The 25,104-nt window shown below is 35.9% G+C and carries 32 protein-coding genes; 28 read left to right on the top strand and 4 right to left on the bottom strand.

Annotated elements, in window-relative coordinates; genetic code table 11:
• Positions 1 to 2 precede the first annotated feature (2 nt).
• From rplE to K1I41_RS06765, 23 genes are all read left to right on the top strand, one after another.
• Entirely contained in the window at positions 3 to 554 is a 552-nt protein-coding gene (gene rplE / locus K1I41_RS06655; protein WP_220639599.1) for a 50S ribosomal protein L5, read from the top strand.
• A 3-nt stretch (positions 555 to 557) separates the two neighbouring features.
• Positions 558 to 827, top strand: coding sequence for a 30S ribosomal protein S14 (rpsN, locus tag K1I41_RS06660; RefSeq protein WP_220639600.1), 270 nt, complete (start codon positions 558 to 560; stop codon positions 825 to 827).
• A gap of 21 nt (positions 828 to 848) precedes the next feature.
• Positions 849 to 1,247: a 30S ribosomal protein S8 gene (gene rpsH / locus K1I41_RS06665; RefSeq protein WP_220639601.1), complete on the top strand. Its 399-nt coding sequence runs from the start codon at positions 849 to 851 to the stop codon at positions 1,245 to 1,247.
• 18 nt (positions 1,248 to 1,265) lie between these two features.
• On the top strand, positions 1,266 to 1,808 hold the full coding sequence (gene rplF / locus K1I41_RS06670; protein ID WP_220639602.1) for a 50S ribosomal protein L6: 543 nt from the start codon (positions 1,266 to 1,268) through the stop codon (positions 1,806 to 1,808).
• Between the two features lie 11 nt (positions 1,809 to 1,819).
• Positions 1,820 to 2,170, top strand: coding sequence for a 50S ribosomal protein L18 (rplR, locus tag K1I41_RS06675; protein ID WP_220639603.1), 351 nt, complete (start codon positions 1,820 to 1,822; stop codon positions 2,168 to 2,170).
• A gap of 6 nt (positions 2,171 to 2,176) precedes the next feature.
• The gene (rpsE, locus tag K1I41_RS06680) at positions 2,177 to 2,701 is read left to right on the top strand and encodes a 30S ribosomal protein S5 (RefSeq protein WP_220639604.1); all 525 of its coding nucleotides are present in this window, start codon (positions 2,177 to 2,179) and stop codon (positions 2,699 to 2,701) included.
• A gap of 12 nt (positions 2,702 to 2,713) precedes the next feature.
• On the top strand, positions 2,714 to 2,896 hold the full coding sequence (rpmD, locus tag K1I41_RS06685) for a 50S ribosomal protein L30 (protein WP_220639605.1): 183 nt from the start codon (positions 2,714 to 2,716) through the stop codon (positions 2,894 to 2,896).
• 11 nt (positions 2,897 to 2,907) lie between these two features.
• On the top strand, positions 2,908 to 3,360 hold the full coding sequence (rplO, locus tag K1I41_RS06690; protein ID WP_220639606.1) for a 50S ribosomal protein L15: 453 nt from the start codon (positions 2,908 to 2,910) through the stop codon (positions 3,358 to 3,360).
• Between the two features lie 11 nt (positions 3,361 to 3,371).
• Positions 3,372 to 4,715 carry a preprotein translocase subunit SecY gene (gene secY, locus K1I41_RS06695; RefSeq protein WP_220639607.1) on the top strand — a complete coding sequence of 448 codons (1,344 nt, stop codon included), beginning with the start codon at positions 3,372 to 3,374 and terminating at the stop codon, positions 4,713 to 4,715.
• An 8-nt stretch (positions 4,716 to 4,723) separates the two neighbouring features.
• Entirely contained in the window at positions 4,724 to 4,939 is a 216-nt protein-coding gene (infA, locus tag K1I41_RS06700; protein ID WP_220639608.1) for a translation initiation factor IF-1, read from the top strand.
• Positions 4,940 to 4,953: 14 nt separating this feature from the next.
• Positions 4,954 to 5,070 (top strand): type B 50S ribosomal protein L36, encoded by a 117-nt coding sequence (gene ykgO / locus K1I41_RS06705; RefSeq protein ID WP_114676954.1) that lies wholly within the window; start codon positions 4,954 to 4,956, stop codon positions 5,068 to 5,070.
• Positions 5,071 to 5,072: 2 nt separating this feature from the next.
• A complete protein-coding gene (gene rpsM, locus K1I41_RS06710; protein WP_220639609.1) occupies positions 5,073 to 5,447 on the top strand; it encodes a 30S ribosomal protein S13 in 375 nt (124 codons plus the stop codon).
• Between the two features lie 11 nt (positions 5,448 to 5,458).
• Positions 5,459 to 5,842, top strand: a complete 384-nt coding sequence (rpsK, locus tag K1I41_RS06715; RefSeq protein ID WP_220639610.1) for a 30S ribosomal protein S11 — start codon at positions 5,459 to 5,461, stop codon at positions 5,840 to 5,842.
• An 86-nt stretch (positions 5,843 to 5,928) separates the two neighbouring features.
• Positions 5,929 to 6,534, top strand: coding sequence for a 30S ribosomal protein S4 (rpsD, locus tag K1I41_RS06720; RefSeq protein WP_220639611.1), 606 nt, complete (start codon positions 5,929 to 5,931; stop codon positions 6,532 to 6,534).
• A 17-nt stretch (positions 6,535 to 6,551) separates the two neighbouring features.
• On the top strand, positions 6,552 to 7,544 hold the full coding sequence (locus tag K1I41_RS06725; protein WP_220639612.1) for a DNA-directed RNA polymerase subunit alpha: 993 nt from the start codon (positions 6,552 to 6,554) through the stop codon (positions 7,542 to 7,544).
• Between the two features lie 33 nt (positions 7,545 to 7,577).
• The gene (gene rplQ, locus K1I41_RS06730; protein WP_220639613.1) at positions 7,578 to 8,072 is read left to right on the top strand and encodes a 50S ribosomal protein L17; all 495 of its coding nucleotides are present in this window, start codon (positions 7,578 to 7,580) and stop codon (positions 8,070 to 8,072) included.
• A 178-nt stretch (positions 8,073 to 8,250) separates the two neighbouring features.
• The gene (carA, locus tag K1I41_RS06735) at positions 8,251 to 9,366 is read left to right on the top strand and encodes a glutamine-hydrolyzing carbamoyl-phosphate synthase small subunit (RefSeq protein WP_220639614.1); all 1,116 of its coding nucleotides are present in this window, start codon (positions 8,251 to 8,253) and stop codon (positions 9,364 to 9,366) included.
• A gap of 124 nt (positions 9,367 to 9,490) precedes the next feature.
• Positions 9,491 to 10,780, top strand: coding sequence for a phosphopyruvate hydratase (gene eno / locus K1I41_RS06740; RefSeq protein WP_220639615.1), 1,290 nt, complete (start codon positions 9,491 to 9,493; stop codon positions 10,778 to 10,780).
• A 137-nt stretch (positions 10,781 to 10,917) separates the two neighbouring features.
• Positions 10,918 to 13,080 (top strand): DUF7619 domain-containing protein, encoded by a 2,163-nt coding sequence (locus K1I41_RS06745; RefSeq protein WP_220639616.1) that lies wholly within the window; start codon positions 10,918 to 10,920, stop codon positions 13,078 to 13,080.
• A gap of 189 nt (positions 13,081 to 13,269) precedes the next feature.
• A complete protein-coding gene (locus tag K1I41_RS06750; protein ID WP_220639617.1) occupies positions 13,270 to 14,553 on the top strand; it encodes a citrate synthase in 1,284 nt (427 codons plus the stop codon).
• 157 nt (positions 14,554 to 14,710) lie between these two features.
• Entirely contained in the window at positions 14,711 to 15,625 is a 915-nt protein-coding gene (locus K1I41_RS06755; RefSeq protein ID WP_220639618.1) for a dimethylarginine dimethylaminohydrolase family protein, read from the top strand.
• Positions 15,626 to 15,649: 24 nt separating this feature from the next.
• Positions 15,650 to 16,585 (top strand): citrulline utilization hydrolase CtlX, encoded by a 936-nt coding sequence (gene ctlX, locus K1I41_RS06760; protein ID WP_220639619.1) that lies wholly within the window; start codon positions 15,650 to 15,652, stop codon positions 16,583 to 16,585.
• A gap of 6 nt (positions 16,586 to 16,591) precedes the next feature.
• A complete protein-coding gene (locus K1I41_RS06765) occupies positions 16,592 to 17,005 on the top strand; it encodes an RrF2 family transcriptional regulator (RefSeq protein ID WP_220639620.1) in 414 nt (137 codons plus the stop codon).
• A 182-nt stretch (positions 17,006 to 17,187) separates the two neighbouring features.
• On the opposite strand, the gene K1I41_RS06770 is transcribed toward K1I41_RS06765, so the two are convergent.
• Entirely contained in the window at positions 17,188 to 17,718 is a 531-nt protein-coding gene (locus tag K1I41_RS06770) for a hypothetical protein (RefSeq protein WP_220639621.1), read from the bottom strand.
• Positions 17,718 to 18,641 (bottom strand): hypothetical protein, encoded by a 924-nt coding sequence (locus K1I41_RS06775; RefSeq protein ID WP_220639622.1) that lies wholly within the window; start codon positions 18,639 to 18,641, stop codon positions 17,718 to 17,720. The genes K1I41_RS06770 and K1I41_RS06775 overlap by 1 nt, the downstream gene beginning before the upstream one ends.
• Before the next feature lie 153 nt (positions 18,642 to 18,794).
• Here K1I41_RS06775 and K1I41_RS06780 point away from each other — a divergent pair, with 153 nt between their 5' ends.
• Positions 18,795 to 19,703, top strand: coding sequence for an SIMPL domain-containing protein (locus tag K1I41_RS06780; RefSeq protein ID WP_220639623.1), 909 nt, complete (start codon positions 18,795 to 18,797; stop codon positions 19,701 to 19,703).
• Positions 19,704 to 19,705: 2 nt separating this feature from the next.
• Here the strand turns inward: K1I41_RS06780 and K1I41_RS06785 are convergent, their stop codons facing one another.
• Positions 19,706 to 20,338: a MarC family NAAT transporter gene (locus tag K1I41_RS06785; protein ID WP_220639624.1), complete on the bottom strand. Its 633-nt coding sequence runs from the start codon at positions 20,336 to 20,338 to the stop codon at positions 19,706 to 19,708.
• 288 nt (positions 20,339 to 20,626) lie between these two features.
• Here K1I41_RS06785 and K1I41_RS06790 point away from each other — a divergent pair, with 288 nt between their 5' ends.
• The 3 genes from K1I41_RS06790 (at position 20,627) to K1I41_RS06800 (ending at position 22,734) form a co-directional block, all read left to right on the top strand.
• The gene (locus tag K1I41_RS06790) at positions 20,627 to 21,085 is read left to right on the top strand and encodes a gliding motility lipoprotein GldH family protein (protein WP_220639625.1); all 459 of its coding nucleotides are present in this window, start codon (positions 20,627 to 20,629) and stop codon (positions 21,083 to 21,085) included.
• Positions 21,086 to 21,184: 99 nt separating this feature from the next.
• A complete protein-coding gene (locus K1I41_RS06795; RefSeq protein WP_220639626.1) occupies positions 21,185 to 22,282 on the top strand; it encodes a carboxypeptidase-like regulatory domain-containing protein in 1,098 nt (365 codons plus the stop codon).
• 83 nt (positions 22,283 to 22,365) lie between these two features.
• Positions 22,366 to 22,734, top strand: a complete 369-nt coding sequence (locus K1I41_RS06800) for a CoA-binding protein (RefSeq protein WP_220639627.1) — start codon at positions 22,366 to 22,368, stop codon at positions 22,732 to 22,734.
• Here the strand turns inward: K1I41_RS06800 and K1I41_RS06805 are convergent.
• A complete protein-coding gene (locus K1I41_RS06805) occupies positions 22,715 to 24,223 on the bottom strand; it encodes a sodium:solute symporter (protein ID WP_220639628.1) in 1,509 nt (502 codons plus the stop codon). The genes K1I41_RS06800 and K1I41_RS06805 overlap by 20 nt on opposite strands.
• A gap of 117 nt (positions 24,224 to 24,340) precedes the next feature.
• Here K1I41_RS06805 and recR point away from each other — a divergent pair, with 117 nt between their 5' ends.
• Positions 24,341 to 24,961 carry a recombination mediator RecR gene (recR, locus tag K1I41_RS06810; RefSeq protein WP_220639629.1) on the top strand — a complete coding sequence of 207 codons (621 nt, stop codon included), beginning with the start codon at positions 24,341 to 24,343 and terminating at the stop codon, positions 24,959 to 24,961.
• The last annotated feature ends 143 nt before the right edge of the window (positions 24,962 to 25,104 follow it).

Raw genomic sequence — 25,104 nt, forward strand, 5'->3', positions numbered from 1 at the left:
TGATGGCTTATATACCAAGATTGAAGAGTGAATATAAAGAGAGGGTAATACCTGCTCTTAGAGAAGAGTTCAGTTATAAAAACGTAATGATGGTTCCTAAACTTGAAAAAATAGTTTTGAGCCGTGGTGTTGGAGCTGCCGTATCAGACAAGAAATTGATTGATTATGCAGTTGATGAGCTTACGAAGATAACAGGACAAAAAGCTGTATCTACCATTTCTAAAAAAGACGTTGCGTCTTTCAAGCTTAGAAAAGGTATGCCAATTGGAGCTAAAGTTACACTTCGTGGAGAAAGAATGTATGAGTTTTTAGATAGACTTATAACATCTGCACTACCACGTGTAAGAGACTTTGGTGGTATTAAAGCTACAGGTTTTGACGGTAGAGGAAACTATAACCTAGGTGTTACAGAGCAAATCATTTTCCCAGAAATTGATATTGACAAAGTGAACAAAATTTCAGGTTTAGATATTACATTTGTAACCACTGCCGAGACAGATAAAGAAGCGAAATCGTTATTAGGAGAACTAGGATTACCTTTTAAAAAGAATTAAGATATGGCTAAAGAATCAATGAAAGCCCGTGAGGCTAAAAGAGAAGCATTAGTAGCTAAGTACGCTGAGAAAAGGAAAGCTTTATTAGAAGCTGGAGATTACGAAGGTTTACAAAAACTACCTAAAAATGCATCGCCAGTTCGTTTACACAATCGTTGTAAGCTAACAGGAAGGCCAAGAGGGTATATGCGTCAATTCGGCGTTTCACGTGTAACATTCCGTGAAATGGCTAATAACGGATTGATACCAGGAGTTAAAAAGTCAAGTTGGTAATTAAGATTAAAAGGAAAAAAAATGTACACAGATCCTATAGCAGATTTCTTGACAAGAGTTAGAAACGCGGTAAGAGCCAACCACAAAGTGGTAGAAGTTCCTGCATCTAACATGAAGAAAGAAATCACAAAGATTTTATTTGATCAGGGATATATTTTAAGTTACAAATTTGATGACAACTCTGTACAGGGTACAATCAAAATAGCTCTTAAGTACAATAAAGAAACTAAAGAGCCCGTAATTAAAGATATCCAAAGAATTAGTAAACCAGGTTTACGTAAATATGCAGGTTCATCCAACCTACCAAGAATCCTTAACGGATTAGGTATAGCCATAGTATCTACATCAAAAGGTTTGATGACAGGAAAACAGGCAAAACAGCATAATGTTGGTGGTGAAGTTATCTGTTACGTATACTAATATAAAAGACTTTATACGATGTCAAGAATAGGTAAAAATCCAGTAGCAATAAAAGACGGCGTAACCGTAACGGTTAACGAAGATGTTGTTACAGTAAAAGGTAAGAGAGGCGAGCTAAGCCAACACTTTGCAGATGTTACTGTAAAGGTTGAGGATGGGAGCGTTATCGTAGAAAGAGCATCTGACAGTAAAGATCACCGCGCTAAGCACGGATTATACAGATCTTTAATCAATAATATGATTATTGGTGTATCTGAAGGATTCACTAAAGAACTAGAGTTGGTAGGAGTAGGTTATAGAGCCTCAAACCAAGGGCAGAAACTTGATTTAGCATTAGGATTCTCTCACAACATAGTTCTAGAAGTTGTTCCTGAAGTTTCTATAGAAACAGTATCAGAGAAAGGTAAAAACCCTATAGTAAAACTAACTTCTCACGACAAACAGCTTGTTGGACAAGTAGCGGCAAAAATCCGTTCGTTCCGTAAGCCAGAGCCTTACAAAGGAAAAGGAGTTAAGTTTGTGGGTGAGGTATTAAGAAGAAAAGCAGGTAAATCAGCTTAAAAATTAAGACTATGTCATTAAACAAATCTGAAAGAAGACAAAGAATTAAGTTCAGAATCAGAAAGATTGTAAGCGGAACTGCTGCTAGACCAAGACTTTCTGTTTTCAGAAGTAATAAAGAAATCTATGCTCAACTCATAGATGATGTAAATGGTGTAACTTTGCTTGCTGCCTCTTCTAGAGATAAAAGTATTACAAAGGGAACTAATGTAGAGACTGCTGCAGCTGTAGGTAAACTTGTTGCTGAAAAAGCTCTTGAAGCAGGTATAGATACTGTTTCTTTTGATAGAGGTGGTTATCTTTACCACGGACGTGTTAAATCATTAGCTGAAGGCGCAAGAGCAGCTGGACTTAAATTCTAAGAAATTATGTATCATAATTATAAAAACGTAGAACTTGTAAAACCAAGCGGACTTGAATTGAAGGATCGTTTGGTAAGTGTAAATCGTGTTACTAAGGTTACCAAGGGTGGTAGAGCCTTCGGTTTCTCTGCTATCGTAGTAGTAGGAGACGAGAATGGCGTTGTTGGTCATGGTCTTGGTAAATCTAAAGATGTATCTGAAGCTATTGCAAAAGCAGTAGAAGATGCTAAAAAGAACTTGGTAAGAATACCACTTTCTGGGCAATCAGTACCTCACGAGCAAAAAGGTAAATTTGGTGGTGCAAGAGTACTACTAATGCCTGCATCGCACGGTACAGGAGTTATTGCTGGTGGTGCTGTTCGTTCAGTACTCGAGTCAGTAGGTGTTCACGATGTATTATCAAAATCACAGGGTTCATCAAACCCACACAATGTTGTTAAAGCTACTTTTGATGCTTTACTTCAAATGAGAAGTGCCGTAGATGTTGCAAAACAAAGAGGTATTTCTTTAGAGAAAGTATTTAAAGGTTAATTCAAGGAAATAATGGGAAAAATAAAAGTAAAACAAGTTAAGAGTAAAATCAACTGTCCGCAAACCCAAAAACTTACATTAGAGTCATTAGGACTTCGTAAGCTAGGGCAGGTTGTTGAGCACGATGCAACTCCTTCTATCCTTGGAATGGTAAACAAAGTTAAACACTTAGTTTCTGTAGAAGAAACTAAATAACAAATACAGAGATGGATTTAAGTAACTTACAACCGGCAGAAGGTTCAGTTCAAAATAAAAACAAAAGATTAGGTAGAGGGCAAGGCTCTGGAAAGGGTGGTACGGCTGCACGCGGACACAAAGGTGCTAAATCACGTTCTGGTTACTCTAAGAAAATTGGTTTCGAAGGTGGACAAATGCCGTTACAAAGGCGTGTACCTAAGTTCGGTTTTACAAACATAAACCGTAAGGAATATGCTGGCGTTAACCTTGATACACTTCAAGCTCTTGTAGACAATGGTGTTATTACCGATACTGTAGACTTTACGGTAATGGTAGAAAATCGCCTTGCTACTAAAAATGAAATGGTAAAGATTTTAGGAAGAGGAGAGCTTAAGGCAAAACTAAAAGTAACTGCTCACAAATTTACAGCAACTGCTAAAGCAGCTATTGAAGCTGCAGGTGGCGAAGCCGTAACATTATAATCTTTATTACAATGAAGAAATTTTTCGAAGCGTTTGTCAATGTCTGGAAAATAGAAGAGCTAAAAAACAGAATTTTAGTTACTCTTGGGTTGTTATTAGTGTACCGTTTTGGTGCACATGTAACACTACCAGGTATTGATGCTACAAAATTAGATAACTTAACAGATCAGACAGATCAGGGTATAGGTTGGCTTATTGATGTGTTTACAGGTGGTGCGTTCTCGCAGGCATCTGTATTTGCATTAGGTATTATGCCATACATCTCTGCATCTATTGTAGTACAGCTTATGGGTATAGCAATACCTTATTTGCAAAAATTACAAAAAGAAGGAGAAAGTGGTACCAAAAAAATCAACCAAATTACACGTTGGTTAACCATACTAATAACTTTAGTACAAGGACCAGGTTATATTTACAACCTATATAGTACACTTCCTCGTGAAGCATTCCTATTACCGTCTGATTCATTTCCATTCCTATTCTCATCAGTAGTAATACTTACCACAGGTACAATATTTGCTATGTGGTTGGGTGAAAAAATTACAGATAAAGGTATTGGTAACGGTATATCGCTATTAATTTTGGTAGGTATTATTGCAAGAATGCCTCAGGCTTTTATACAAGAATTTACTACAGTAGTAACCAATAATAACGGAGGTCCACTAATACTAGTGCTAGAAGTTGTTGCATGGCTATTGGTAATAGTTGTTTGTATATTGCTTATTATGGCGGTGCGCAGAATTCCCGTACAGTATGCTAGGCGTACAACAAGCGGAGATTATGAGCAAGACCTTATGGGAGGCAACAGGCAATGGATACCCTTAAAGCTTAATGCTTCGGGAGTTATGCCAATTATATTTGCTCAGGCTATCATGTTTATTCCTGCTGCATTAGCAGGGTTATCTGATACTGACACGGCACAAACTATTACCGCACAATTTCAAAACGTGTTTGGTTTGGCCTACAATGTTGTTTTTGCCTTGTTAATTATAATTTTTACGTACTTTTACACCGCAATTACAGTACCTACCAACAAGATGGCTGATGATCTTAAACGAAGCGGCGGTTTTATACCAGGTATACGACCAGGCGTTGAGACAGGAGATTACTTAGATAAAATCATGTCATTAATCACATTCCCAGGATCTTTATTCCTTGCTATAATAGCTATATTACCAGCTGTGGCAGTAAGTTTTGGAGTACAAGCCCAGTGGGGGTTATTTTATGGCGGAACATCGTTGTTGATTATGGTTGGGGTTGCAATCGATACCATTCAGCAAATAAACTCATACTTGCTAAACAGGCATTATGACGGTTTAATGAAAAGTGGTAAAAATAGAAAGGCAGTAGCGTAATAATTTTTATGGCAAAACAAGCAGCAATAGAACAAGACGGATCAATAATAGAAGCATTATCTAATGCCATGTTCCGTGTAGAATTAGAGAACGGTCACGTAGTAATAGCTCATATTTCAGGAAAAATGCGTATGCATTACATTAAATTGTTACCTGGAGATAAGGTAAAACTAGAAATGAGCCCTTACGATTTGACCAAAGCAAGAATTACTTATAGATACTAAAGAGCTATATTAAAATGAAAGTAAGAGCATCAGTAAAGAAGAGAAGTGCCGACTGCGTTATTGTACGTAGAAAAGGCAGATTATACGTTATTAATAAAAAAAATCCTAGATTTAAACAAAGACAAGGATAATTATGGCAAGAATAGCAGGGGTAGATATACCTAAAAACAAAAGAGGAGTTATTGCCTTAACCTATATTTTTGGTATTGGTAGAAGCAGAGCTACAGAGATTCTAGAGAAAGCTCAAGTAAGCGAAGATAAAAAAGTTCAAGAATGGAATGATGATGAAATCAGTGCCATTCGTGATGCAGTATCTTACTTCAAAATAGAAGGAGAACTACGTTCAGAGATATCTTTAAACATCAAACGTTTAATGGATATTGGATGTTACAGAGGTATTCGTCACAGAGCAGGACTTCCTTTAAGAGGACAGCGCACTAAGAACAACTCTAGAACTAGAAAAGGTAAAAGAAAAACTGTTGCTAACAAGAAAAAAGCAACTAAATAATAAGTAGTAGTATGGCTAAAGCGAATACAAAAAAACGTAAAGTTGTTGTAGAGTCAACAGGCGAAGCGCACATATCTGCAACTTTTAACAACATCATTATTTCTTTAACAAACAAGAAAGGTGAAGTTATCTCTTGGTCTTCTGCCGGTAAAATGGGCTTTAGAGGTTCTAAAAAGAACACTCCTTATGCTGCCCAAATGGCTGCCGAAGATTGTAGTAAAGTTGCTATTGAAGCTGGACTTAAAAAGGTAAAAGTTTACGTTAAAGGACCAGGTAACGGAAGAGAATCTGCTATCAGGTCTCTACATAACGGAGGGATTGAAGTTACAGAAATTATTGATGTAACTCCATTACCACACAATGGATGTCGTCCTCCAAAGAGAAGAAGAGTTTAATTTTTTATAGTATAACACGAACAGGAATATGGGTTATCGGAGGATTTGACCTGAATTCATAATCCCCTGTTTATTAATTTTTAGAAATGGCAAGATATACTGGTCCAAAAACTAAAATTGCTCGTAAATTTGGCGAAGCAATTTTCGGAGACGATAAGTCGTTCGAAAAAAGAAATTACCCACCAGGACAACATGGTAACGCTAAGCGTAGAGGTAAGAAATCTGAATATGCTATCCAGCTTATGGAAAAGCAAAAGGCAAAATACTCTTACGGTATCCTTGAAAAGCAATTCAGAAACCTATTTGAAAAAGCATCTGCAACAAAAGGTGTTACAGGTGAAGTTTTACTACAACTTTGTGAGTCAAGACTTGATAATGTAGTTTTCAGAATGGGAATTGCACCTTCTAGAAGGGCTGCAAGACAAATTGTATCGCACAGACACATCACAGTAAATGGTGAGTTGGTAAACATACCATCGTACCACCTAAAACCAGGTGATAAGATAGCTGTTCGCGAAAAATCAAAATCACTTGAAGCTATCGAGCGTTCTTTATCTAACTCATCTCAAGTATATGAGTGGATTACTTGGAATAACGATCTTAAAGAAGGTACTTTTGTTTCAGTACCTGCTAGAATTCAAATTCCTGAAAATATTAAAGAACAACTAATCGTTGAGTTGTATAACAAATAATAGACATTAGTCGAAATATGGCAATATTTAATTTTCAAAAGCCCGATAAAGTTATCATGATTGATTCTACTGATTTCGTGGGGAAATTCGAGTTTCGCCCACTGGAACCAGGATATGGATTAACGGTTGGTAACGCACTTAGAAGAGTTTTGCTTTCTTCATTAGAAGGTTATGCAATTACTTCGGTACGTATTGAAGGAGTAGAACATGAATTCTCTACAATACCAGGGGTAGTTGAAGATGTTACAGAGATAATCCTGAATTTAAAGCAAGTTCGTTTCAAACGTCAGATAGAGGATGTTGATAACGAATCGGTTACAATTTCTCATACAGGAAAAGATCAGCTTACAGCAGGTGATTTCCAGAAATTTATTTCAGGTTTTCAGGTACTTAATCCTGATCTTGTTATCTGTAACATGGACAGCGGTATTAACCTAAACATGGAACTTACTATCGAGAAAGGTAGAGGTTACGTGCCAGCAGAGGAGAATAAAAAGCAAAACGCAGCAATAGGAACTATTTTTACAGACTCTATTTACACACCCGTAAAGAATGTAAAATACACCATAGAAAACTTCCGTGTAGAGCAAAAAACTGATTACGAAAAGTTAGTTTTTGAAATAATCACAGATGGTTCTATTCATCCTAAAGATGCGCTTACTGAAGCAGCAAAAACACTTATTCACCACTTTATGCTGTTTTCTGACGAAAGGATAACACTTGAGGCCGATGAAATAGCACAAACAGAATCATACGACGAAGAGTCGTTACATATGCGACAACTTCTTAAAACGAAGCTTGTAGATATGGATCTTTCTGTTAGAGCATTAAATTGTTTAAAAGCGGCTGAAGTTGATACACTAGGCGACTTAGTATCGTTTAATAAAAATGATTTAATGAAGTTCCGTAACTTTGGTAAAAAGTCACTAACTGAGCTTGATGAGCTTGTTGCTGCCAAAAATTTACACTTCGGGATGGATTTAACGAAATATAAATTAGATAAAGAATAATCTGAATCATAACGATTCACATTACAGATAGCAATGAGACACGGAAAGAAATTTAATCATTTAGGCAGGCAAAGAGGGCATAGAAAAGCTATGCTTGCTAATATGGCCTGTTCCCTTATAGAGCACAAGCGCATCAACACTACCGTTGCTAAAGCAAAAGCACTTAAGCAATTTGTTGAGCCTTTGATCACAAAATCTAAAGAGGATACAACACATAACAGACGTATTGTTTTTACTTACTTAAGAAACAAGTATGCTGTTACCGAACTTTTTAGAGAAGTATCTGCAAAAGTAGCCGATCGTCCAGGAGGTTATACACGTATTATTAAACTTGGTAACCGTCTTGGTGATAATGCTGATATGGCAATGATCGAATTAGTAGATTATAATGAACTTTATAACGCTACTAAGAAAGAAGCCAAGAAAACAACACGTCGTAGCCGATCTAGAAAGGCAACTACTGAAACTGCTGCTGAAACAACAGCACCAGAAGTTAGTACTGACGAGAATAAAGAAACTACTGAATAATCATGCAACAATTGATTTTTCAATACCATTTAAAAAGGATAAACTATTTAGTTTGTCCTTTTTTTTTGAGTAAAATTTGGTTTGGCTTTTATGCGCTTTGCGCAAATTGTGCCAAACGTTTTTACTAAACAATTTTTTAAAGTAAATTTGCACGCAACACAACAACATAACTACATAAATGAAATATTCTAACAGAGACAAAGCAATACTCCTTTTAGCCGATGGCACAATATTTTATGGTAAATCTATAGGTATAGCAGGTACTGCTTTTGGCGAAGTATGTTTTAATACAGGGATGACGGGGTATCAGGAAATTTTTACCGATCCTTCCTACTTTGGTCAAATAATGGTTACCTCAAACCCACACATAGGGAACTACGGTACAAATGAAGAAGAGGGCGAATCGGATAAAATGATGATATCAGGATTAGTTTGTAAAAACTTTAGCTTCAATCATTCCAGAACAAGAGCTACTGACGGACTTAAGGAATATTTTGAAAATCAGAATTTAGTAGCCATATCTGATGTAGATACACGTGCATTGGTAAGTTATATCCGTGATAACGGTGCTATGAACGCTATAATATCTACCGACGGTACACCTATTGAAGAATTACACAAGCAGTTAGCCGAAGTTCCTGATATGAAAGGACTAGAGCTTTCCTCTAAGGTATCTACTACAACCCCCTATTTTGTAGGTAATCCAGATGCTAAATATAAAATAGCCGCACTAGACCTGGGGATTAAAAAGAATATACTCCGCAACTTAGCCAAGAGGGATTGCTACATAAAAGTGTATCCTTACAATGCAAGTTATGAGGATATGCGTGCTTTTAATCCAGATGGTTACTTCCTGTCCAATGGTCCTGGTGACCCTGCTCCGCTTACTGTGGCGCAAGAAACAGCAAAACAAATTCTTGAAAATAACGAACCTGTTTTTGGTATTTGTTTAGGGCATCAAGTATTAGCGTTGGCTAATGGCATAAGCACCTATAAAATGTTTAATGGTCATAGAGGTATTAATCACCCTGTGCGTAACATGCTTACAGGCGAAGGCGAGATTACATCGCAAAATCATGGCTTTGCTGTAGTACGTGAGGAGCTGGAAAATAACCCCGATTTTGAAATTACGCACGAGCATGTAAATGATGGTACTGTAGCAGGTATGCGCATGAGAAATAAGAATTGTTTTTCGGTACAATACCACCCAGAAGCTGGACCAGGACCAAACGATGCCACTTATTTATTTGACACTTTTATTGCTAATATTGAGAAAGCTAAACAAGAAGCGTAAAAAGAGTATGCTGCTAAAACGTTTGCGTTTATAAGTTTTTGAAAATTAAGGAATTTGATATTTTAAAATATATAAATTTGTTATTTACGTAATAAATCAACCCAAAATTAATAAAATTAAAACCATGAGTATCATTATTAAAGTACATGCAAGGCAAATATTAGATTCACGCGGAAACCCTACTGTTGAAGTAGATGTAATTACAGAAAATGGTGTGCTGGGCAGAGCAGCAGTACCTTCTGGAGCTTCTACGGGAGAACACGAGGCAGTAGAGCTACGCGATGGTGGCAACGCTTACATGGGCAAAGGAGTAACTAAAGCAATAGAAAACGTAAATGTTGCAATTGCCAGAGAAATCGTAGGCATGTCGGTATTTGAGCAAAATGCTATTGATAAAACAATGATTGAGCTTGATGGTAGTACAAATAAATCAAATCTTGGTGCAAACGCTATTTTAGGCGTATCGCTTGCCGTTGCAAAAGCTGCAGCAAACGAGCTGGGTATGCCACTATACCGCTATGTAGGTGGAGTTTCGGCTAATACGTTGCCTGTACCCATGATGAATATTATTAACGGAGGTTCGCACTCCGATGCACCTATTGCATTTCAGGAATTTATGATTATGCCCGTAAAAGCGCAAAACTTTACGCATGCCATGCAAATAGGTACAGAGATATTTCATAACCTGAAAAAAGTATTGCATAACAGAGGCTTAAGTACCGCTGTGGGCGACGAAGGCGGTTTTGCTCCTACATTAGATGGTACTGAGGATGCACTAGATACAATAAAGAAAGCTGTTGAAAACGCAGGCTATACATTTGGCGACGAAGTTATGATTGCGCTGGACTGTGCTGCTGCAGAATTTTATGTAAATGGTAAGTACGATTATACGAAGTTTGAAGGCGATACAGGTGTAGTAAGAACATCAAAAGAGCAGGCGGATTACTTAGCTGAATTAACAAAAAAATATCCTATTATATCCATAGAAGATGGTATGGACGAGAACGATTGGGATGGTTGGAAATACCTTACAGAGCAAGTTGGCAATAACGTGCAACTTGTTGGCGATGACCTTTTTGTAACCAACGTAGAGCGTTTAGGTAAAGGTATTTCAAAAGGCATTGCAAACTCAATACTAATAAAAGTAAACCAAATAGGTACACTTACCGAGACTATTGCTGCCGTAAATATGGCACACAATTCAGGGTACACTTCGGTAATGTCGCACCGCTCTGGAGAGACAGAAGATAATACAATTGCCGACCTTGCAGTGGCGTTAAATTGTGGTCAAATTAAAACAGGTTCGGCTTCACGTAGCGATCGTATGTCAAAATACAATCAATTATTACGCATAGAAGAAGAACTTGCAGATGTTGCTTATTTTCCTGGAAAAAATGCTTTTAAAGTACAGTAATTACTAGCTTTTAGCACAATAAAATAGCTGCCCGCCACAAGCGGGCAGTTTTTTTATTGTTAAAAAATATAAAAATAATGAGTAGGGTATTTAAGTTATAGGATGTTTAATGTTAAAATCTTAAACAAATACCAATTATGAAACAGAAATCTCTCTTATTTTTATTATTCGTTGCCATAATGGCAAATGCCCAAAATGTAAACATCCCCGATGCAAACTTTAAAAGTAAATTAGTAGCAGCAGATGTAGGTACTCCTAACGCCTATACTGCAAAAGACATAAATGGGGACTATATGGTTGTTGATGTAAACAACGATGGCGAAATACAAGAAAGCGAAGCGCAAGCAGTGTACAGGTTATACTTAGATGCATCGAACATTGCCGACCTTACTGGAATTCAGTCGTTTACTAATCTAACACATTTAAACTGTAGCTACAATACTACACTTACAATGCTAGATATTTCTGGAATGACTAATCTACAAAACGTAAAAGTACAATACAACGCACTAGCATCAGTAGATGCTTCTGGGTGTTCTAGTTTAAGTGACCTTAGATGTGACGTGAACCAAATAACAAATTTAAATATTACAGGAGTATCAAATTTAAATTTTTTATCGTGTTCCAACAATCAGTTAACTAATTTAGATCTTTCATCAGTTAACCTATCATATTTCTACGCAAGCTATAACCTTTTTACAGTTGTAGATCTCTCTATGCAAAGCAATTTACTAGAATTTAGTTTTTACGGGTGTGCTAATCTTACTACAGTTTACGTTAAAAACGGTTCAGACCAATCTTTTAACGGTGAGGAGTTTGGAGAGTGCCCTAATTTAAACTATGTATGTGTTGATGAATCAGAATACGATGCTGCTTACAATAGTGTTTTAGCCATGACGCAATGGGATGATCAAATATCTATTGAAGATGTTACGTTTACAACAACGTGCTCTACAACAGGTGAAGAAGGTAATGCTATAACAGGTACAGTAACATTTGATATTGATGCTGATGGTTGTAATGCATCCGATACTACACATAGTTTCGTAAAAGTTACATCAACACACAATAGTGCTGCAACCACAATATTTACAAACAACAATGGTTATTACAGTTTTGCTGCCGAAACAGGCGATTATGATGTAGCATTAGATTTAACAGATATACCGTACTTTACAGCAGCAGCATCGCCAGTTATTAATTTTGCTGCATTAGACGGTACTGTTATAACACACGATTTTTGTATTACTCCTGATGGTGTACACCCAGACCTTGAAGTAACCGTAGCTTCAGTATGGGGTATTAATCCAGGGTTTGATACTGATTTTGTTTTGGTATACCGTAACAAAGGAAACCAAGTATTAGATGGTATAATGGCATTTGGTTACGACGATGCATTACTTGACTATGTGGCAGCTACACCAGCTTATGATAATTCTGCTACAGGAATATTAGCATGGAGCTTTACGGGTTTACAACCATTTGAAACACGTCAGATTTTAGTAACACTAAACTCAAACAGCCCAACAGAAACTCCTGCGGTAAACATAGGCGATGTATTCGACTTTACTTTTACAGGTACAACAAACCAAACAGAAGTAACACCTGATGATAATGAGGTTAACTTCTCTATAACTGCTGCTGGTTCATTCGATCCTAATAACATTATATGTTTACAGGGAAACTCGCTAACTCCAGACGAAATAGGAAACTTTTTACACTACACTATTAATTTCGAAAATATTGGTACGGGTGCAGCAACATTTGTAGTAGTTACTGACGAAATTGACGTAGCTCAATACGATGTTAGTTCATTACAAGTACTACATAGCTCGCATGCTGTAGAGGCAACTTTAGAGGGGAATACAATCACATTCAAATTTGATGATATTAACCTAGCACCAGAAGGGCAGGGTAATGTAACCTTTAAAATTAAATCGTTAGAAAGCATAGCAGTAGGCGATTTTGTAATGAATGATGCAAGTATTGTTTTCGACTTTAACGAGGCTATAGAAACAAACGAAGCTGTTACAACTTTTGAAGCTGCAGCATCGTTACAAGATTTTGCAAGTACCACAGTAAACGTATATCCAAACCCAGCTACAGATGTAGTAACTATAAATGCCAAAAGTAATATTACATCAGTACAATTATACGATGTAAACGGCAGATTACTACAATCAAATTCAGCTAATGATGTAACAGCAACACTAAACATTGCAAACCAACCTACAGGTTTATATTTTGTAAAAATTGTTACGCAAAACGGAGTACAATCAGTAAAAATTACAAAACAGTAAAAACCCTATTTTTTACATAGTAACCGTAAAAAATTAAAGATTTGTGAAAAGTCAATACAGTAGTGTATTGGCTTTTTGCTTTTATGAATATATTAACGATTTACATGCATGATTTACTTCATTAATAAATTCTAATTTATTAAATTCGCAGAACTATTATTTTAAAACCATTATAACATCACTAATACCATGTCAAATACAGCAACATTGGAGATTGATGGCAAAAAATACGAGTTCCCGTTAGTTGTAGGAGCTGAGAATGAGGTTGCCATTGATATTGAAAAACTGCGTGCAGAAACAGGCGCAATAACCCTAGACCCTGGTTATAAAAATTCAGGTTCTTGTAAAAGTGAGATTACTTTTCTTGATGGCGAAAAAGGAATTCTGAGATATAGAGGATACTCTATTGAAGACCTTGCTGGAAAGTCTAACTTTCTAGAAGTATCTTACCTGCTGATATTTGGCGAATTACCTACTGCTGCTGAACTTGACAAGTTTGAAACCACAATACGTAAGCATACGCTTGTAAACGAGGAAATGAAAAACATTATAGATGGTTTTCCTAAAACAGCGCACCCTATGGGCGTGCTTGCATCGTTAACAAGTGCACTTACAGCATTCAACCCTAAATCGGTAAATGTAAGTAACGAAAAAGAGATGTATGATGCTGTATGTAAAACAATGGCTAAGTTTTTGGTAATAGCTACTTGGACGTACAGAAAAGCAAAAGGTTTCCCACTTAATTATTACGATAATACACAAGGTTACGTAGAAAACTTTATGCAACTAATGTTTAGCCTACCAACAGGACCTTATAAACCAGACCCTGTTGTAGTTGATGCATTGGATAAATTATTTATATTACATGCCGACCACGAGCAAAACTGCTCTACATCTACAGTACGCATAGTAGGTTCGTCACATGCAGGCCTATTTGCATCAATATCTGCAGGTGTTTCGGCACTTTGGGGTCCACTACATGGTGGTGCTAACCAAGCCGTATTGGAAATGCTAGAAGAAATTCAGGCAAATGGTGGTGATGCAGATAAATACCTTGCAAAAGCAAAAGATAAAAACGATCCGTTCCGTTTAATGGGCTTCGGACACAGAGTATATAAAAACTTCGATCCAAGAGCGAAAATCATTAAAAAAGCAGCCGACGATGTATTATCATCATTAGGCGTAGATGATCCGATACTTGACATTGCTAAAAAACTAGAGGCTTCTGCACTTGAAGACGAGTACTTCAAATCAAGAAATCTTTACCCTAATGTAGATTTTTATTCAGGTATTATTTACAGAGCTATGGGTATACCAACAGAAATGTTTACCGTACTTTTTGCTATTGGTCGCCTTCCAGGTTGGATTGCACAATGGAAAGAAATGCGTGTTAACAAAGAGCCTATTGGAAGACCAAGACAGGTGTATGTTGGTGAAACAGTAAGAGCATTTAAAGCAGTTAACGAACGATAGTTTGGTAACACAAAATTATACTATCCCGATTGCGTAAGCAATCGGGATTTTTTATAAACAATGCTTAATTTTATAGCTAGTAGCACAGTATAAACTTATAAGTATTGAATTGTATTTAATTTAATGGCATTTTCTATATTTGCCAAAAGCTAAACGTATGTTACAACTAAATGTAAAGAACGAAACGTCTCGTTTAAAGACGGTTATATTGGGTACAGCCAAGAGTAATGGACCTACACCCGAAGCTCACGAAGCCTACGATCCTAAGTCGTTAGAACATATCAAAGCAGGAACTTATCCTGTAGAAGCTGATATGGTAAAAGAGATGGAGGCACTAAACGAGGTGTTTAAAAAATACGATGTAGAGGTATACCGCCCTGAAATTATAGCAGATTATAACCAAATATTTAGCCGTGATATAGGCTTTGTTATCGACGATATTTTTATAAAAGCCAATATATTATCAGATAGAGATCGTGAACTTGATGCAATACAGTATGTAATTGATAAGATGAACCCCAGCAAAGTATTGCGCCCACCCGCTGATGTAAGTATTGAGGGTGGAGATGTTATGTTGTGGGACGACTATATTTTTATTGGTACTTACAAGGGGAGCGATTACGATAATTACGTAACGGCACGCACCAATATGGCGGGAGTAAACTTTATTAAAGAACTTTTCCCGCATAAAACAGTTAAAGAATTCGATTTGGTAAAATCACGTATTGAAGCACGTGATAATGCATTGCATTTAGACTGTTGTTTTCAGCCTGTAGGCAAAGATAAAGGAGTGATTTACAAAAGTGGTTTTAGAGAAGAAGCAGACTATATGTACCTTGTAGATTTATTTGGTAAAGAAAATCTTTTCCATATTGATCGTGAGGAAATGTATAACATGAATTCAAACTTCTTCTCAATAGCTCCAGATGTAGTAGTAATAGAAGAAAACTTTACAAGACTTAAAAATTGGCTTTTAGAACACAACTTTACAGTTGAAACCGTACCGTATGCCGAAATAGCAAAACAAGAAGGTTTACTACGTTGCTCTACACTACCACTAATTAGGGAATAATTACACAATACTACCAATAAGATAATGAAACAAACTACCAATACAATATTAATGATACGCCCAGTAGCTTTTAGAATGAATGAGCAAACGGCGATAAATAATTACTATCAAAAAGTTTTAGACAACCTTTTGCCCGAAACTGTAAATGCTAAGGCGCAACAAGAATTTGATGCTTTTGTAGCAAAATTAAGAGCTGTAGGCATAAATGTTATTGTTGTAGACGATACTGTAACCCCTGATACCCCCGATTCGATATTTCCAAACAACTGGGTATCTTTTCACGAAAATAGCGATGTAGCATTATATCCTATGTTTGCCGAAAACAGGAGGCACGAACGTAGAGAAGACGTACTAGACATTATTGAGGAGAAAGGCTTCGCTATCGAAAATATTGTAGATTATACTTCGGCAGAGGAAGATGGTATATTTTTAGAGGGTACAGGTAGTATAGTACTGGATAGAGCCAACCAAAAAGCCTATTGCGCATTATCGCCACGCGCTGATGAAGAACTGTTTATAGAGTTTTGCGAAGATTTTGAGTACACACCTGTTGTATTCGAAGCTTTTCAGACTGTAGGAGCGGAGCGCAAACATATATACCATACTAACGTAATGATGTGCGTGGGTAACACCTTTGCTGTTATTTGTGCCGATTGTATTGACGATAAAAAAGAGCGCAAAGCAGTATTGTCAAGTTTAAAAGACGATGGTAAAGAGGTTATACTATTAACAGAACAACAGCTTAACCACTTTGCAGGAAATATGTTGCAAGTAACTGGGGCAGATGATAAAAGTTACTTGGTAATGAGCAACTCGGCACACCAAAGCCTTACGCCAGCACAAATAGCCAAAATAGAAGAGCATACCACCATACTATCGGCAAGTTTAGATATTATAGAGGCTTGCGGAGGTGGTAGTGCACGTTGTATGATGGCAGAAGTATTTTTACCAAAGAAATAAGAAGTAATGCTTTCGAAAAAAACCAAATACGGACTAAAGGCACTCATCCATATTGCAAAGCAAAATGGGATGGGTCCTGTTCTTATTTCGGAAATTTCGGAAAAAGAGAATATTCCCAAAAAATTTTTAGAAACGATATTACTAGATTTGAAAAAATTTGGCGTATTAGGTTCTAAAAAAGGAAAAGGGGGAGGGTATTACCTTATGAAGGACCCTAAAACGGTTACTATGGCAACATTAATACGGATTTTGGACGGACCAATAGCCATGTTACCTTGCGTAAGCCTTAATTATTATGAAACTTGCGACGATTGCCCCGATGAAGAAAGGTGTACTTTACACCACTTTATGCTAGAGGTTCGGGACAATACGCTCAGTTTATTACAAGATAAATCACTATATGATTTAACTTTGTTATAATTTTTTTTGTTAATAGTCTAGTATTTCTATAGACTATTAGTATATTTGAAAAAAATAAGCATAACGCTTACATCAAATAAGCTAAATTTTAAACCAGTTAAGATTATAAATAGTGAGCCATCAAGCCTCACTCCACTATAAAAAGATGTTGTTTCCGGTTGCCCGAAAGGGCAGCTTTTTTTTTACGGCAAAATTAAACTATCACCTAAGTAGGTAGTACGCACTTTTCTTGTAGTAGTTCCAAATTTTTTATTTTCAGTTACTACTATAAAAGTCTGTTGTAAGTTTATAGTACTCTTATTATTTACCGTAAGGCTGTACAATACTTGCCCTATCTGGTTTGCAGGTATAGCCATTTTTACATCGGTTACCAATACGCATTTGTTCTTCTGCCTTAAACTTTGTTTTATCAAATTCTCTACTGTGGTTAGCCCCTTATCGTCACTAAAAATATCGTAAACCTTTATATTTTTATTTTCAAAAAGTTTTAAAGCCTCAGTAGCAGTATGGTTCTTCATCTCTGTTGTTAACGCAGGGTCTGTAATTAACTCAATATAATTATAAAACTCGGCTATTTTATCGGCAGCTTTTTTGTTGTATGCCTCTTTTACTTTTACAGCCATGTTATCGGGTTGCTGTTGCACTTGCTGAGCGTTGCTATTAAAACTAATAAGCACCAATAATAGGGTTGTATATATTTTTATTTTCGTCATTACTTTTTTATGTATTTAAGTGCAATAATTTTATTACCATTATATTCAATTTCCAGTACTTCCATATCCTTTACCAGTTTGGATGGCGTTGTTATTTTATTAATGAAATCTACCTTGTTTAAAAACTCTACGCCAATATCATCAAACATAACCTCTTGTATTACCGCATCGTCGTGCAGTATAGCTTCCAGTTGTTGTTTGCGCCGTTTCCAGTCGCTCACGTTCGCATTCATGTATGCCCTTAGCATCATTGCATAATCATCAGGTTGTACATCGTATTCATAAGTGGTATTATTACTTGGTATGGTAATAGTATCGGTTTTATAATAAGGGCTTTCTATTACAATGTGTACTTGTGTTTTATCTGTTTTTATAGTGTAACAACTATCAATACTTTTTAGTTTATTTTTTGCCTGCTTACTAATGCTATAAACTGTTATCCTACTTGGCGCAATTGTTTTTTGGGTGTACTTGTCTTTAAAGCATAATGTAACCTCGTTTTTAGATGCCATACCAAACTGTATGCTTATAACTACTAATACAACAAGCAAGCCTATAAGTAAGTACACTTTTTTACGGGTATTTGTTTTTTTAGAAACGGTTACTGATTTTACAACACTATCCTTACTTTTTGCTTCTTTGTTTTTATAAGCAAACTCGTCCCATCCGCTATAGCCTAGCCATTGGCAAAAAATATTAAGCATATCCTTACGTGGTAGCTTCTCGTTACTTTCAGGCTTCAAATGCATATATACCCACTTTTCACTAACACGCTCTTGGCATTCTTGCTCTACTAAATCAAGTAACTGTGCAATTTCCTTATTCCCAAAATCTTGAATAGTACCTGTGTAGTACGGGTAATGTTTCCGATACTTTTCGAGTATTTTTTGCTTTAGGCTATAAAGGAGTGTAATCTGATTCATATTTTAAGTAAAGTTATGTTTTACAGCCAAGTGTGTTACTGTAAAACCACTGTAAAACTACTGAAAAATACTTTACAGCCCTTATACTGCTGGTTTACTGTATGTCACTTTCTGTACACAATACATTCGCAGTAAACTTTTAAATAATAGAAAATGAAAACAAAACTGAAACTTCGTACACTAGCACAATTATTAATTATTGTACTACCCTTTGTAACATTTGCACAAATAAGTGGCAATCAAATTTATAATAACAACAATAATCGCCAAAACAATAGCTATACCCAAAATACTAAAATAGCCGTAACGGCTAATGTTTCGGAGTTAGCGTTATCGGCAGCGGTAATGATTAATGTTGCACCCGATGCGCTTGTGGTTACTTTTGGCTTAAACCAAGAAGCCAAAACAGTTGAAGAGTGCAACAGGCTTATCAATAATAGGATAGAAGGGTTTTTACAGAAAACCAGAAAACTAGGTATAAAAAAGGATGATAGTTATGTTGATTTTATATCGCAGACTAGAGTTTACGATTATGATGTAGCCGACACCAAAATTACACAGTTTGAGAACGGTTTTGAGATAAAGAAAAACATTATTATAAAACTAAAGGATATAACAGCATTTGATACGCTTACCACTTTGGCATCGGGTTACGAAATATACGATATTGTAAAGGCAGAGTATATTAAAGAGGATACGGAAGCAATAAACGATATGTTGTTTGAAGAGGCACTAAAAATAGTTAAAAACAAAAGAAAAAGGCACGTTAAAGCTTTTAACGCCATTGTTGATAAACACCCTTTAACGGTAGACTATAACTTTTATAGTATGATGCCTAAAAACCAGTATAAAGAATACAAGGCTTTCGAGTCTTCTGATATAAATGTTTACAATTATAAAAATAGAAAAAACTATGTGCAGAAAGAAAAACGTAAAAACCACACTTTTTACTATCAAGGCTTAGATGCCGCTAGTTTTGATAAAGTGATTAACCCAGCAGTACCCCAAGTAGGCTTACAATACGTGGTAGAGGTAAAGGTGGTTTACCATATTAAACGCTAATACTAATTAAAATCGATGGTTTGTAGGATGTTTACAATAGCGCTACTAATGTATTGTATACCAATTGCAATAACAATAAAGCCAATAATGCGCGATATTGCCACAATACCCGATGCTCCTAAAATGCGTGATAAGTAGTGGGCACTGCGCATGGTAAGAAAAATAACTATTGCTACAGCCGCTATTGCCAAGCAGGTTATTACCTGTTCGGTTATCCCTGTATATTCTTGGTGCAATGCTATAAGTAACGACATAGAGCCTGGTCCTGCCAACATAGGTATAGCCAATGGGCTAAGGGCTATGTCGTTTCTTTGCTGTGCATCACTTTCTACCTCTTTATTTATACCACGTGTTTTGTTAAACCTTCCAGTAAGTAACGAAAAGCCCGAGTTAACAATAATAAAGCCACCTGCTATACGCAGCGCATCAATACTAATGCCAAAAAATGCAAGTACATACTGCCCTACAAAAAATGAAATTACAAGTATTATAAAAACGTTTATTGCCGCCCACAACGAAATTCTGGAGCGTTCGGCAGTAGAGTCATCTAAAGTAAGCCCCACAAAAATAGGTACAGCACCAAGCGGATTAATAACCGAAAAAAGGGCTGCAAAAATGTAAATAAATAACTCCATTATTACGTTTGTTTAATTGTGCAAATATATTTATTACGCGGCACAAAAATCATAAAATTAAAACTTATTGTGTACCTATTTTGTGCCATATTGTATGAATATGGATTGAGGTTTGGTTGTGTTATCATAAAATTGAAATTATACGTGTAAATATACCGTATAAATAAATATTTTGTTAAAAAAATGATTAAATTTGTTAAAGAATGCTTTATAGGTGTGATTGATGTAAATCAAAAATCGCTTAAAAATGCATATATTAATTTAAATAATCTTTTAATCTAATATCTTATGAAGAAATTTGTGTTCCTGCTGCCCCTACTACTATTGTTTTCTTGCAATAAAACCGTAATGTTTACCAAAACCTTTGATGATTTTGCCGATAACCGTTGGCAAAAAACAGATATTAAAGTTTTTGATTTCGAAATCGAAAAAGATGTGGAATCGGCTAGTATAACACTTACGTTTTTACATACTGTCGATCCGCAATATACACTTGTGCCGTTGCACCTAACTTTGGTATATCCAGATGCCAACAAAGATAATATGTATTTAAATCTTCAGCTAAAAGATAGTTCAGGTAATTCAATATCAGACTGCTCAGGTGATTCTTGTGAACTCCAGATGAGTATCAGAGAAGCGATACCAATGCCAGCGGGTAAATACACCATAGAACTAGAGAATAGGTTTGAACAAGGTTATTTACCTAATGTACAATCTATCAGCATAAATGTAGAGAATAATAACTAAAAGCATATTTGTTTTATAGTAAAAAAGGCAACCATTTGGTTGCCTTTTTTAGGGCTTAACTATTTTATAATTTTGCTCAAAGTTATTTATATTAGTGCCATGAAATCCACTACATTATTACTACTTATTCTTTTTTATAGCTCTGGATTGCATTCGCAAACACTCTCGGGGTATGTACATGACGAGGCTGAAGATATTCCGCTTGAGGGTGCTTTTGTATATATAGATGGTACAACACTATCGGCAAGTACCGACTCTTTGGGTTTCTTCAAAATTGTTTTCAAACAGAAATTCAATGCCGATTTGATTATAAAATATATAGGCTATAGCGATTTTAAAATTAGTAACCCGTACCAATACCAAAATCCTGTAAAAGTACTAATGCGCGAAACAGCTACAAAGTTGGATGCTGTTGTACTTAATAAGAAAAAGAGTCCTTTTACTAGAGAAGAAATGCTTAAAGCATTTCGTACCAATTTTATAGGAACAACTACTAGAGCAGCACGATCTTGTAGTATTATTAATGAAGACGATTTGGATATTTATTATGATGCCAGTACAAACTCTCTTCATGCCAAAGCTATAAAACCATTACAAATTAGGAATAACTACTTGGAGTATAATATAAGTTTTGATCTTACTGAATTTGTTGCTCAATACAAAATAAGAACGTTGGATGCAAACTACCAATCTACACTTTATTTTTCGGGTTCAACTTTTTATAGCGATATTTCCAAACGAAATTCTGCCTATACCCGCAGGCTAAAAACCTATAAAGGCTCTACGTTACATTTAATGAAAACAATTGCTTCAGGCAAATGGGAGCAAGAGCATTTTCGTCTTTATGTAAATAGTATGAGAGCAGACCCTAATAAATACTTTAACGTTACAGATACACTTGGCGTAAAAAAAGTAACCGTACAGCAAGGCAGGCGTACAGCAAAACCTTTAAATATAAACTTATCTGGAGAAAGCGTAGAGGGTTTAAAAAAGAAGCAGGAAAAATACCGTAAGGAAAATGGTATAATAAACTTTGAGGTTATATATGATGGTAAAGAACGATCATTTTTTAAATGTAACTCTAGTACTTTTTATATTAGCGCAAATGGGCAGCATTTCCCTATAGCTGCAGTGCGTTTTACAGGAGATATGGCAGCCTTAAAGGTAGGAGATATGTTACCTGCCGATTACCAATAGTATTGTAATAAACGTTATTATTACCTTAAAGTAAAAATACAAACCAGTTGCTTTTACTAACTTTGATGTACAAATATTAAATTATGAGTACAACAAAAAAAACGCTGGTAATGGGTGCTTCTACAGCCCCAGACCGTTACGCGAATAAGGCTATAAAAATGTTACAACAATATAACCAGCCCGTAGTAGCTATTGGTAAAAAAGAGGGTAATGTTGATGGTATTACTATTGAGAAGGAACAAGTACCGTTTGAAGGTGTAGATACTGTTACCTTGTATTTAAACCCTGTACGCCAAAAACCATACTATAACTATATTATAAGTTTGCAACCCAAGCGCGTTGTTTTTAATCCAGGTACCGAGAACCCAGAGTTTTATAAATTACTCCAAGAAAATAATATAATGGTAGATGTAGGTTGTACCCTTGTAATGCTTACAACAAACCAGTATTAAGCACTCTTTTTTTACTTACGCAGAGCAACAGTATAAAGGTAATAAGTCCGTTAACAATAATAAGTTCGTTATCAAAAACATAATTACCAAATAAAGTTGCTGAGTTTAAACTTAATGCTAACGTTAGCAATGGCGATGCTATGCATATAAACGGTACAAACTTATCGTGTACTGTTTTTTGTTTTAGCAATAAACCAAAAGCATAAAGCCCAAGTAACGGACCATAGGTATAGGACGCTATCCTGAATATCATACTCACTACCGATGCATCATTTAATGCATTAAAAACTAGTATTACTAAAAATAATAGTAACGAGAAGGTAATATGTACCCAATACCGTGTGCGTATTACAGTAGGGGTGGATGCGTTGGTTTTTTTATTCATATTTAAAAAATCAACACAAAAAGAAGTTGTAAGTGCCGTAAGTGCCGAGTCGGTAGTAGCAAACGTAGCGGCGGTTAAACCCAATAAAAATATTACCGATGGAATAATTGCAAAATGCTTAAAGGCAATTTCTGGGAAAAGCAAATCGGTACGTGCGTTGCCCAACTCATCTACAGGTATTGCAATACCATTTTGTTCAGCATAAATATAAAGGAGTGCTCCCACACCCAGAAAAAACAGGTTTATAATTACAAATATTCCTGTAAAGGAGAACATGTTTTTTTGGGCTTCGCCAATGTTTTTACAACTCAGGTTCTTCTGCATCAAATCCTGATCTAGCCCTACCATGGCTATCGTAACAAAAATTCCGCCGAGTATTTGCTTCACAAAATGGTAGCGACTGCCCATAAAATCATCAAAAAAGAATATTTTAGAGTAGCTACTTTCTTTAACAGTGTCAAACGCTTCTACAAAATTCAAGTCAAGACTATTGCAAATAAAGTAAATGGTAAAGAGTACCGCGCCTACCAAAAAGAAGGTTTGTAATGTATCGGTAATAATTATAGTTTTTAGCCCTCCTTTATACGTGTACGAAAAAATAAGTAATAACGATAGTAATACCGTTACCCAAAATGGGACATTAAAATCATCAAAAACATAACGCTGCAATACAATAACCACCAAATAAAGCCTGAATGCCGAGCCAATAGTACGGCTTATCAGGAATATCATGGCCGCTGTTTTGTAGCTGTAGTAGCCAAGTCGCTCTTCAATATAGCTATATATAGAGGTTAAGTTAAGCCTGTAGTACAATGGTAAAAGTACTTTGGCTATGATGATGAACCCAATGGCATTACCCAAAACAAACTGAAAGTACTTAAACTGCTCACCGTTGGGCGAACCTACCTCGCCAGGTACCGATATAAAAGTAACGCCTGATAGTGCTGTGCCTATCATCCCAAAAGCCACCAAGTACCATTTTGAGTTTTTGTTTGCTTTAAAAAAAGCATCGTTACTACCATCTTTACTACTAACCAGCCTTGATATTACAATCAATACTCCAAAATAAACAATGATAATAGCAAGAATAGTTATTGGCTCCATACATAGTTAAGTTAAAATACAAAACAACTGAAAATTTTATCAAAAAACTATAAAAGTTCTTTTTTAGGTACAATTACCTATTTCCCTATTGCACTACTTTACTACCTTTGCACTGTTATGGAAATGTCGTCAAAATTACTCGAAAACGCAGTAGCCGAGATATCGCAATTGCCAGGTATTGGCAAGCGTACCGCATTGCGGCTTGCATTGCACCTACTTAAACAACCTACCGAACACACACAACATCTTGCAGAGGCATTAAAAAAAATGCGTGAAGAAATTAAGTTTTGTAAACAATGCCATAATATATCGGATACGGATGTTTGTGAATTGTGTGCTAATCCACTACGAGATAAAACACTTATTTGCGTTGTTGAGGACGTAAGAGATGTAATGGCGATAGAGAATACAGGGCTTTTTAGGGGGCTTTACCATGTTTTAGGAGGTAAAATATCGCCTATAGATGGCATAGGACCAAGCCAACTAACCATAAATGCATTGGTAGAAAAAGTGAAGCAGGGAGCTATTAAAGAACTCATTTTTGCGCTTAGCTCTACAATGGAGGGCGATACAACCAATTTCTACATCTATAAACAGATAAAAGATTGTAACATAATAACGTCTACCATAGCACGAGGTATTGCCGTGGGTGATGAGTTGGAGTTTGCTGATGAGGTAACTTTAGGTAGGAGTATAATACAGCGTGTTCCTTTCGAAAATTCACTAAAAAGTAGTTAGTATATCTTATGCTTTTTAGTTAGATTAATGTTAATTTAATGTAAACAATAATCCCTCAAAAAATATAACATTATTAGGATAAATAATATTATGTTAAAATATAAGTACATATATTTGTGGCTTGAATTTGAGGCAAATGTAAA

Origin of the sequence: Flavobacterium litorale, assembly GCF_019613795.1 — a bacterium.
In the GTDB taxonomy this organism is placed as follows: Bacteria; Bacteroidota; Bacteroidia; order Flavobacteriales; family Flavobacteriaceae; genus Flavobacterium; species Flavobacterium litorale.

Coding starts and splice junctions, on each gene's coding strand:
- K1I41_RS06755 (WP_220639618.1), top strand. CDS start 14,711: ATGTTACAACTAAATGTAAAGAACGAAACGTCTCGTTTAAAGACGGTT.
- recR (WP_220639629.1), top strand. CDS start 24,341: ATGGAAATGTCGTCAAAATTACTCGAAAACGCAGTAGCCGAGATATCG.
- K1I41_RS06805 (WP_220639628.1), bottom strand. CDS start 24,223: ATGGAGCCAATAACTATTCTTGCTATTATCATTGTTTATTTTGGAGTA.
- rpsN (WP_220639600.1), top strand. CDS start 558: ATGGCTAAAGAATCAATGAAAGCCCGTGAGGCTAAAAGAGAAGCATTA.
- rpsD (WP_220639611.1), top strand. CDS start 5,929: ATGGCAAGATATACTGGTCCAAAAACTAAAATTGCTCGTAAATTTGGC.
- K1I41_RS06725 (WP_220639612.1), top strand. CDS start 6,552: ATGGCAATATTTAATTTTCAAAAGCCCGATAAAGTTATCATGATTGAT.
- rpsK (WP_220639610.1), top strand. CDS start 5,459: ATGGCTAAAGCGAATACAAAAAAACGTAAAGTTGTTGTAGAGTCAACA.
- ctlX (WP_220639619.1), top strand. CDS start 15,650: ATGAAACAAACTACCAATACAATATTAATGATACGCCCAGTAGCTTTT.
- K1I41_RS06770 (WP_220639621.1), bottom strand. CDS start 17,718: ATGACGAAAATAAAAATATATACAACCCTATTATTGGTGCTTATTAGT.
- K1I41_RS06800 (WP_220639627.1), top strand. CDS start 22,366: ATGAGTACAACAAAAAAAACGCTGGTAATGGGTGCTTCTACAGCCCCA.
- rpsM (WP_220639609.1), top strand. CDS start 5,073: ATGGCAAGAATAGCAGGGGTAGATATACCTAAAAACAAAAGAGGAGTT.
- K1I41_RS06745 (WP_220639616.1), top strand. CDS start 10,918: ATGAAACAGAAATCTCTCTTATTTTTATTATTCGTTGCCATAATGGCA.
- K1I41_RS06795 (WP_220639626.1), top strand. CDS start 21,185: ATGAAATCCACTACATTATTACTACTTATTCTTTTTTATAGCTCTGGA.
- rplO (WP_220639606.1), top strand. CDS start 2,908: ATGGATTTAAGTAACTTACAACCGGCAGAAGGTTCAGTTCAAAATAAA.
- K1I41_RS06750 (WP_220639617.1), top strand. CDS start 13,270: ATGTCAAATACAGCAACATTGGAGATTGATGGCAAAAAATACGAGTTC.
- K1I41_RS06775 (WP_220639622.1), bottom strand. CDS start 18,641: ATGAATCAGATTACACTCCTTTATAGCCTAAAGCAAAAAATACTCGAA.
- infA (WP_220639608.1), top strand. CDS start 4,724: ATGGCAAAACAAGCAGCAATAGAACAAGACGGATCAATAATAGAAGCA.
- K1I41_RS06790 (WP_220639625.1), top strand. CDS start 20,627: ATGAAGAAATTTGTGTTCCTGCTGCCCCTACTACTATTGTTTTCTTGC.
- secY (WP_220639607.1), top strand. CDS start 3,372: ATGAAGAAATTTTTCGAAGCGTTTGTCAATGTCTGGAAAATAGAAGAG.
- K1I41_RS06780 (WP_220639623.1), top strand. CDS start 18,795: ATGAAAACAAAACTGAAACTTCGTACACTAGCACAATTATTAATTATT.
- carA (WP_220639614.1), top strand. CDS start 8,251: ATGAAATATTCTAACAGAGACAAAGCAATACTCCTTTTAGCCGATGGC.
- rpmD (WP_220639605.1), top strand. CDS start 2,714: ATGGGAAAAATAAAAGTAAAACAAGTTAAGAGTAAAATCAACTGTCCG.
- rpsH (WP_220639601.1), top strand. CDS start 849: ATGTACACAGATCCTATAGCAGATTTCTTGACAAGAGTTAGAAACGCG.
- rplQ (WP_220639613.1), top strand. CDS start 7,578: ATGAGACACGGAAAGAAATTTAATCATTTAGGCAGGCAAAGAGGGCAT.
- rplF (WP_220639602.1), top strand. CDS start 1,266: ATGTCAAGAATAGGTAAAAATCCAGTAGCAATAAAAGACGGCGTAACC.
- rplE (WP_220639599.1), top strand. CDS start 3: ATGGCTTATATACCAAGATTGAAGAGTGAATATAAAGAGAGGGTAATA.
- rpsE (WP_220639604.1), top strand. CDS start 2,177: ATGTATCATAATTATAAAAACGTAGAACTTGTAAAACCAAGCGGACTT.
- K1I41_RS06765 (WP_220639620.1), top strand. CDS start 16,592: ATGCTTTCGAAAAAAACCAAATACGGACTAAAGGCACTCATCCATATT.
- ykgO (WP_114676954.1), top strand. CDS start 4,954: ATGAAAGTAAGAGCATCAGTAAAGAAGAGAAGTGCCGACTGCGTTATT.
- K1I41_RS06785 (WP_220639624.1), bottom strand. CDS start 20,338: ATGGAGTTATTTATTTACATTTTTGCAGCCCTTTTTTCGGTTATTAAT.
- rplR (WP_220639603.1), top strand. CDS start 1,820: ATGTCATTAAACAAATCTGAAAGAAGACAAAGAATTAAGTTCAGAATC.
- eno (WP_220639615.1), top strand. CDS start 9,491: ATGAGTATCATTATTAAAGTACATGCAAGGCAAATATTAGATTCACGC.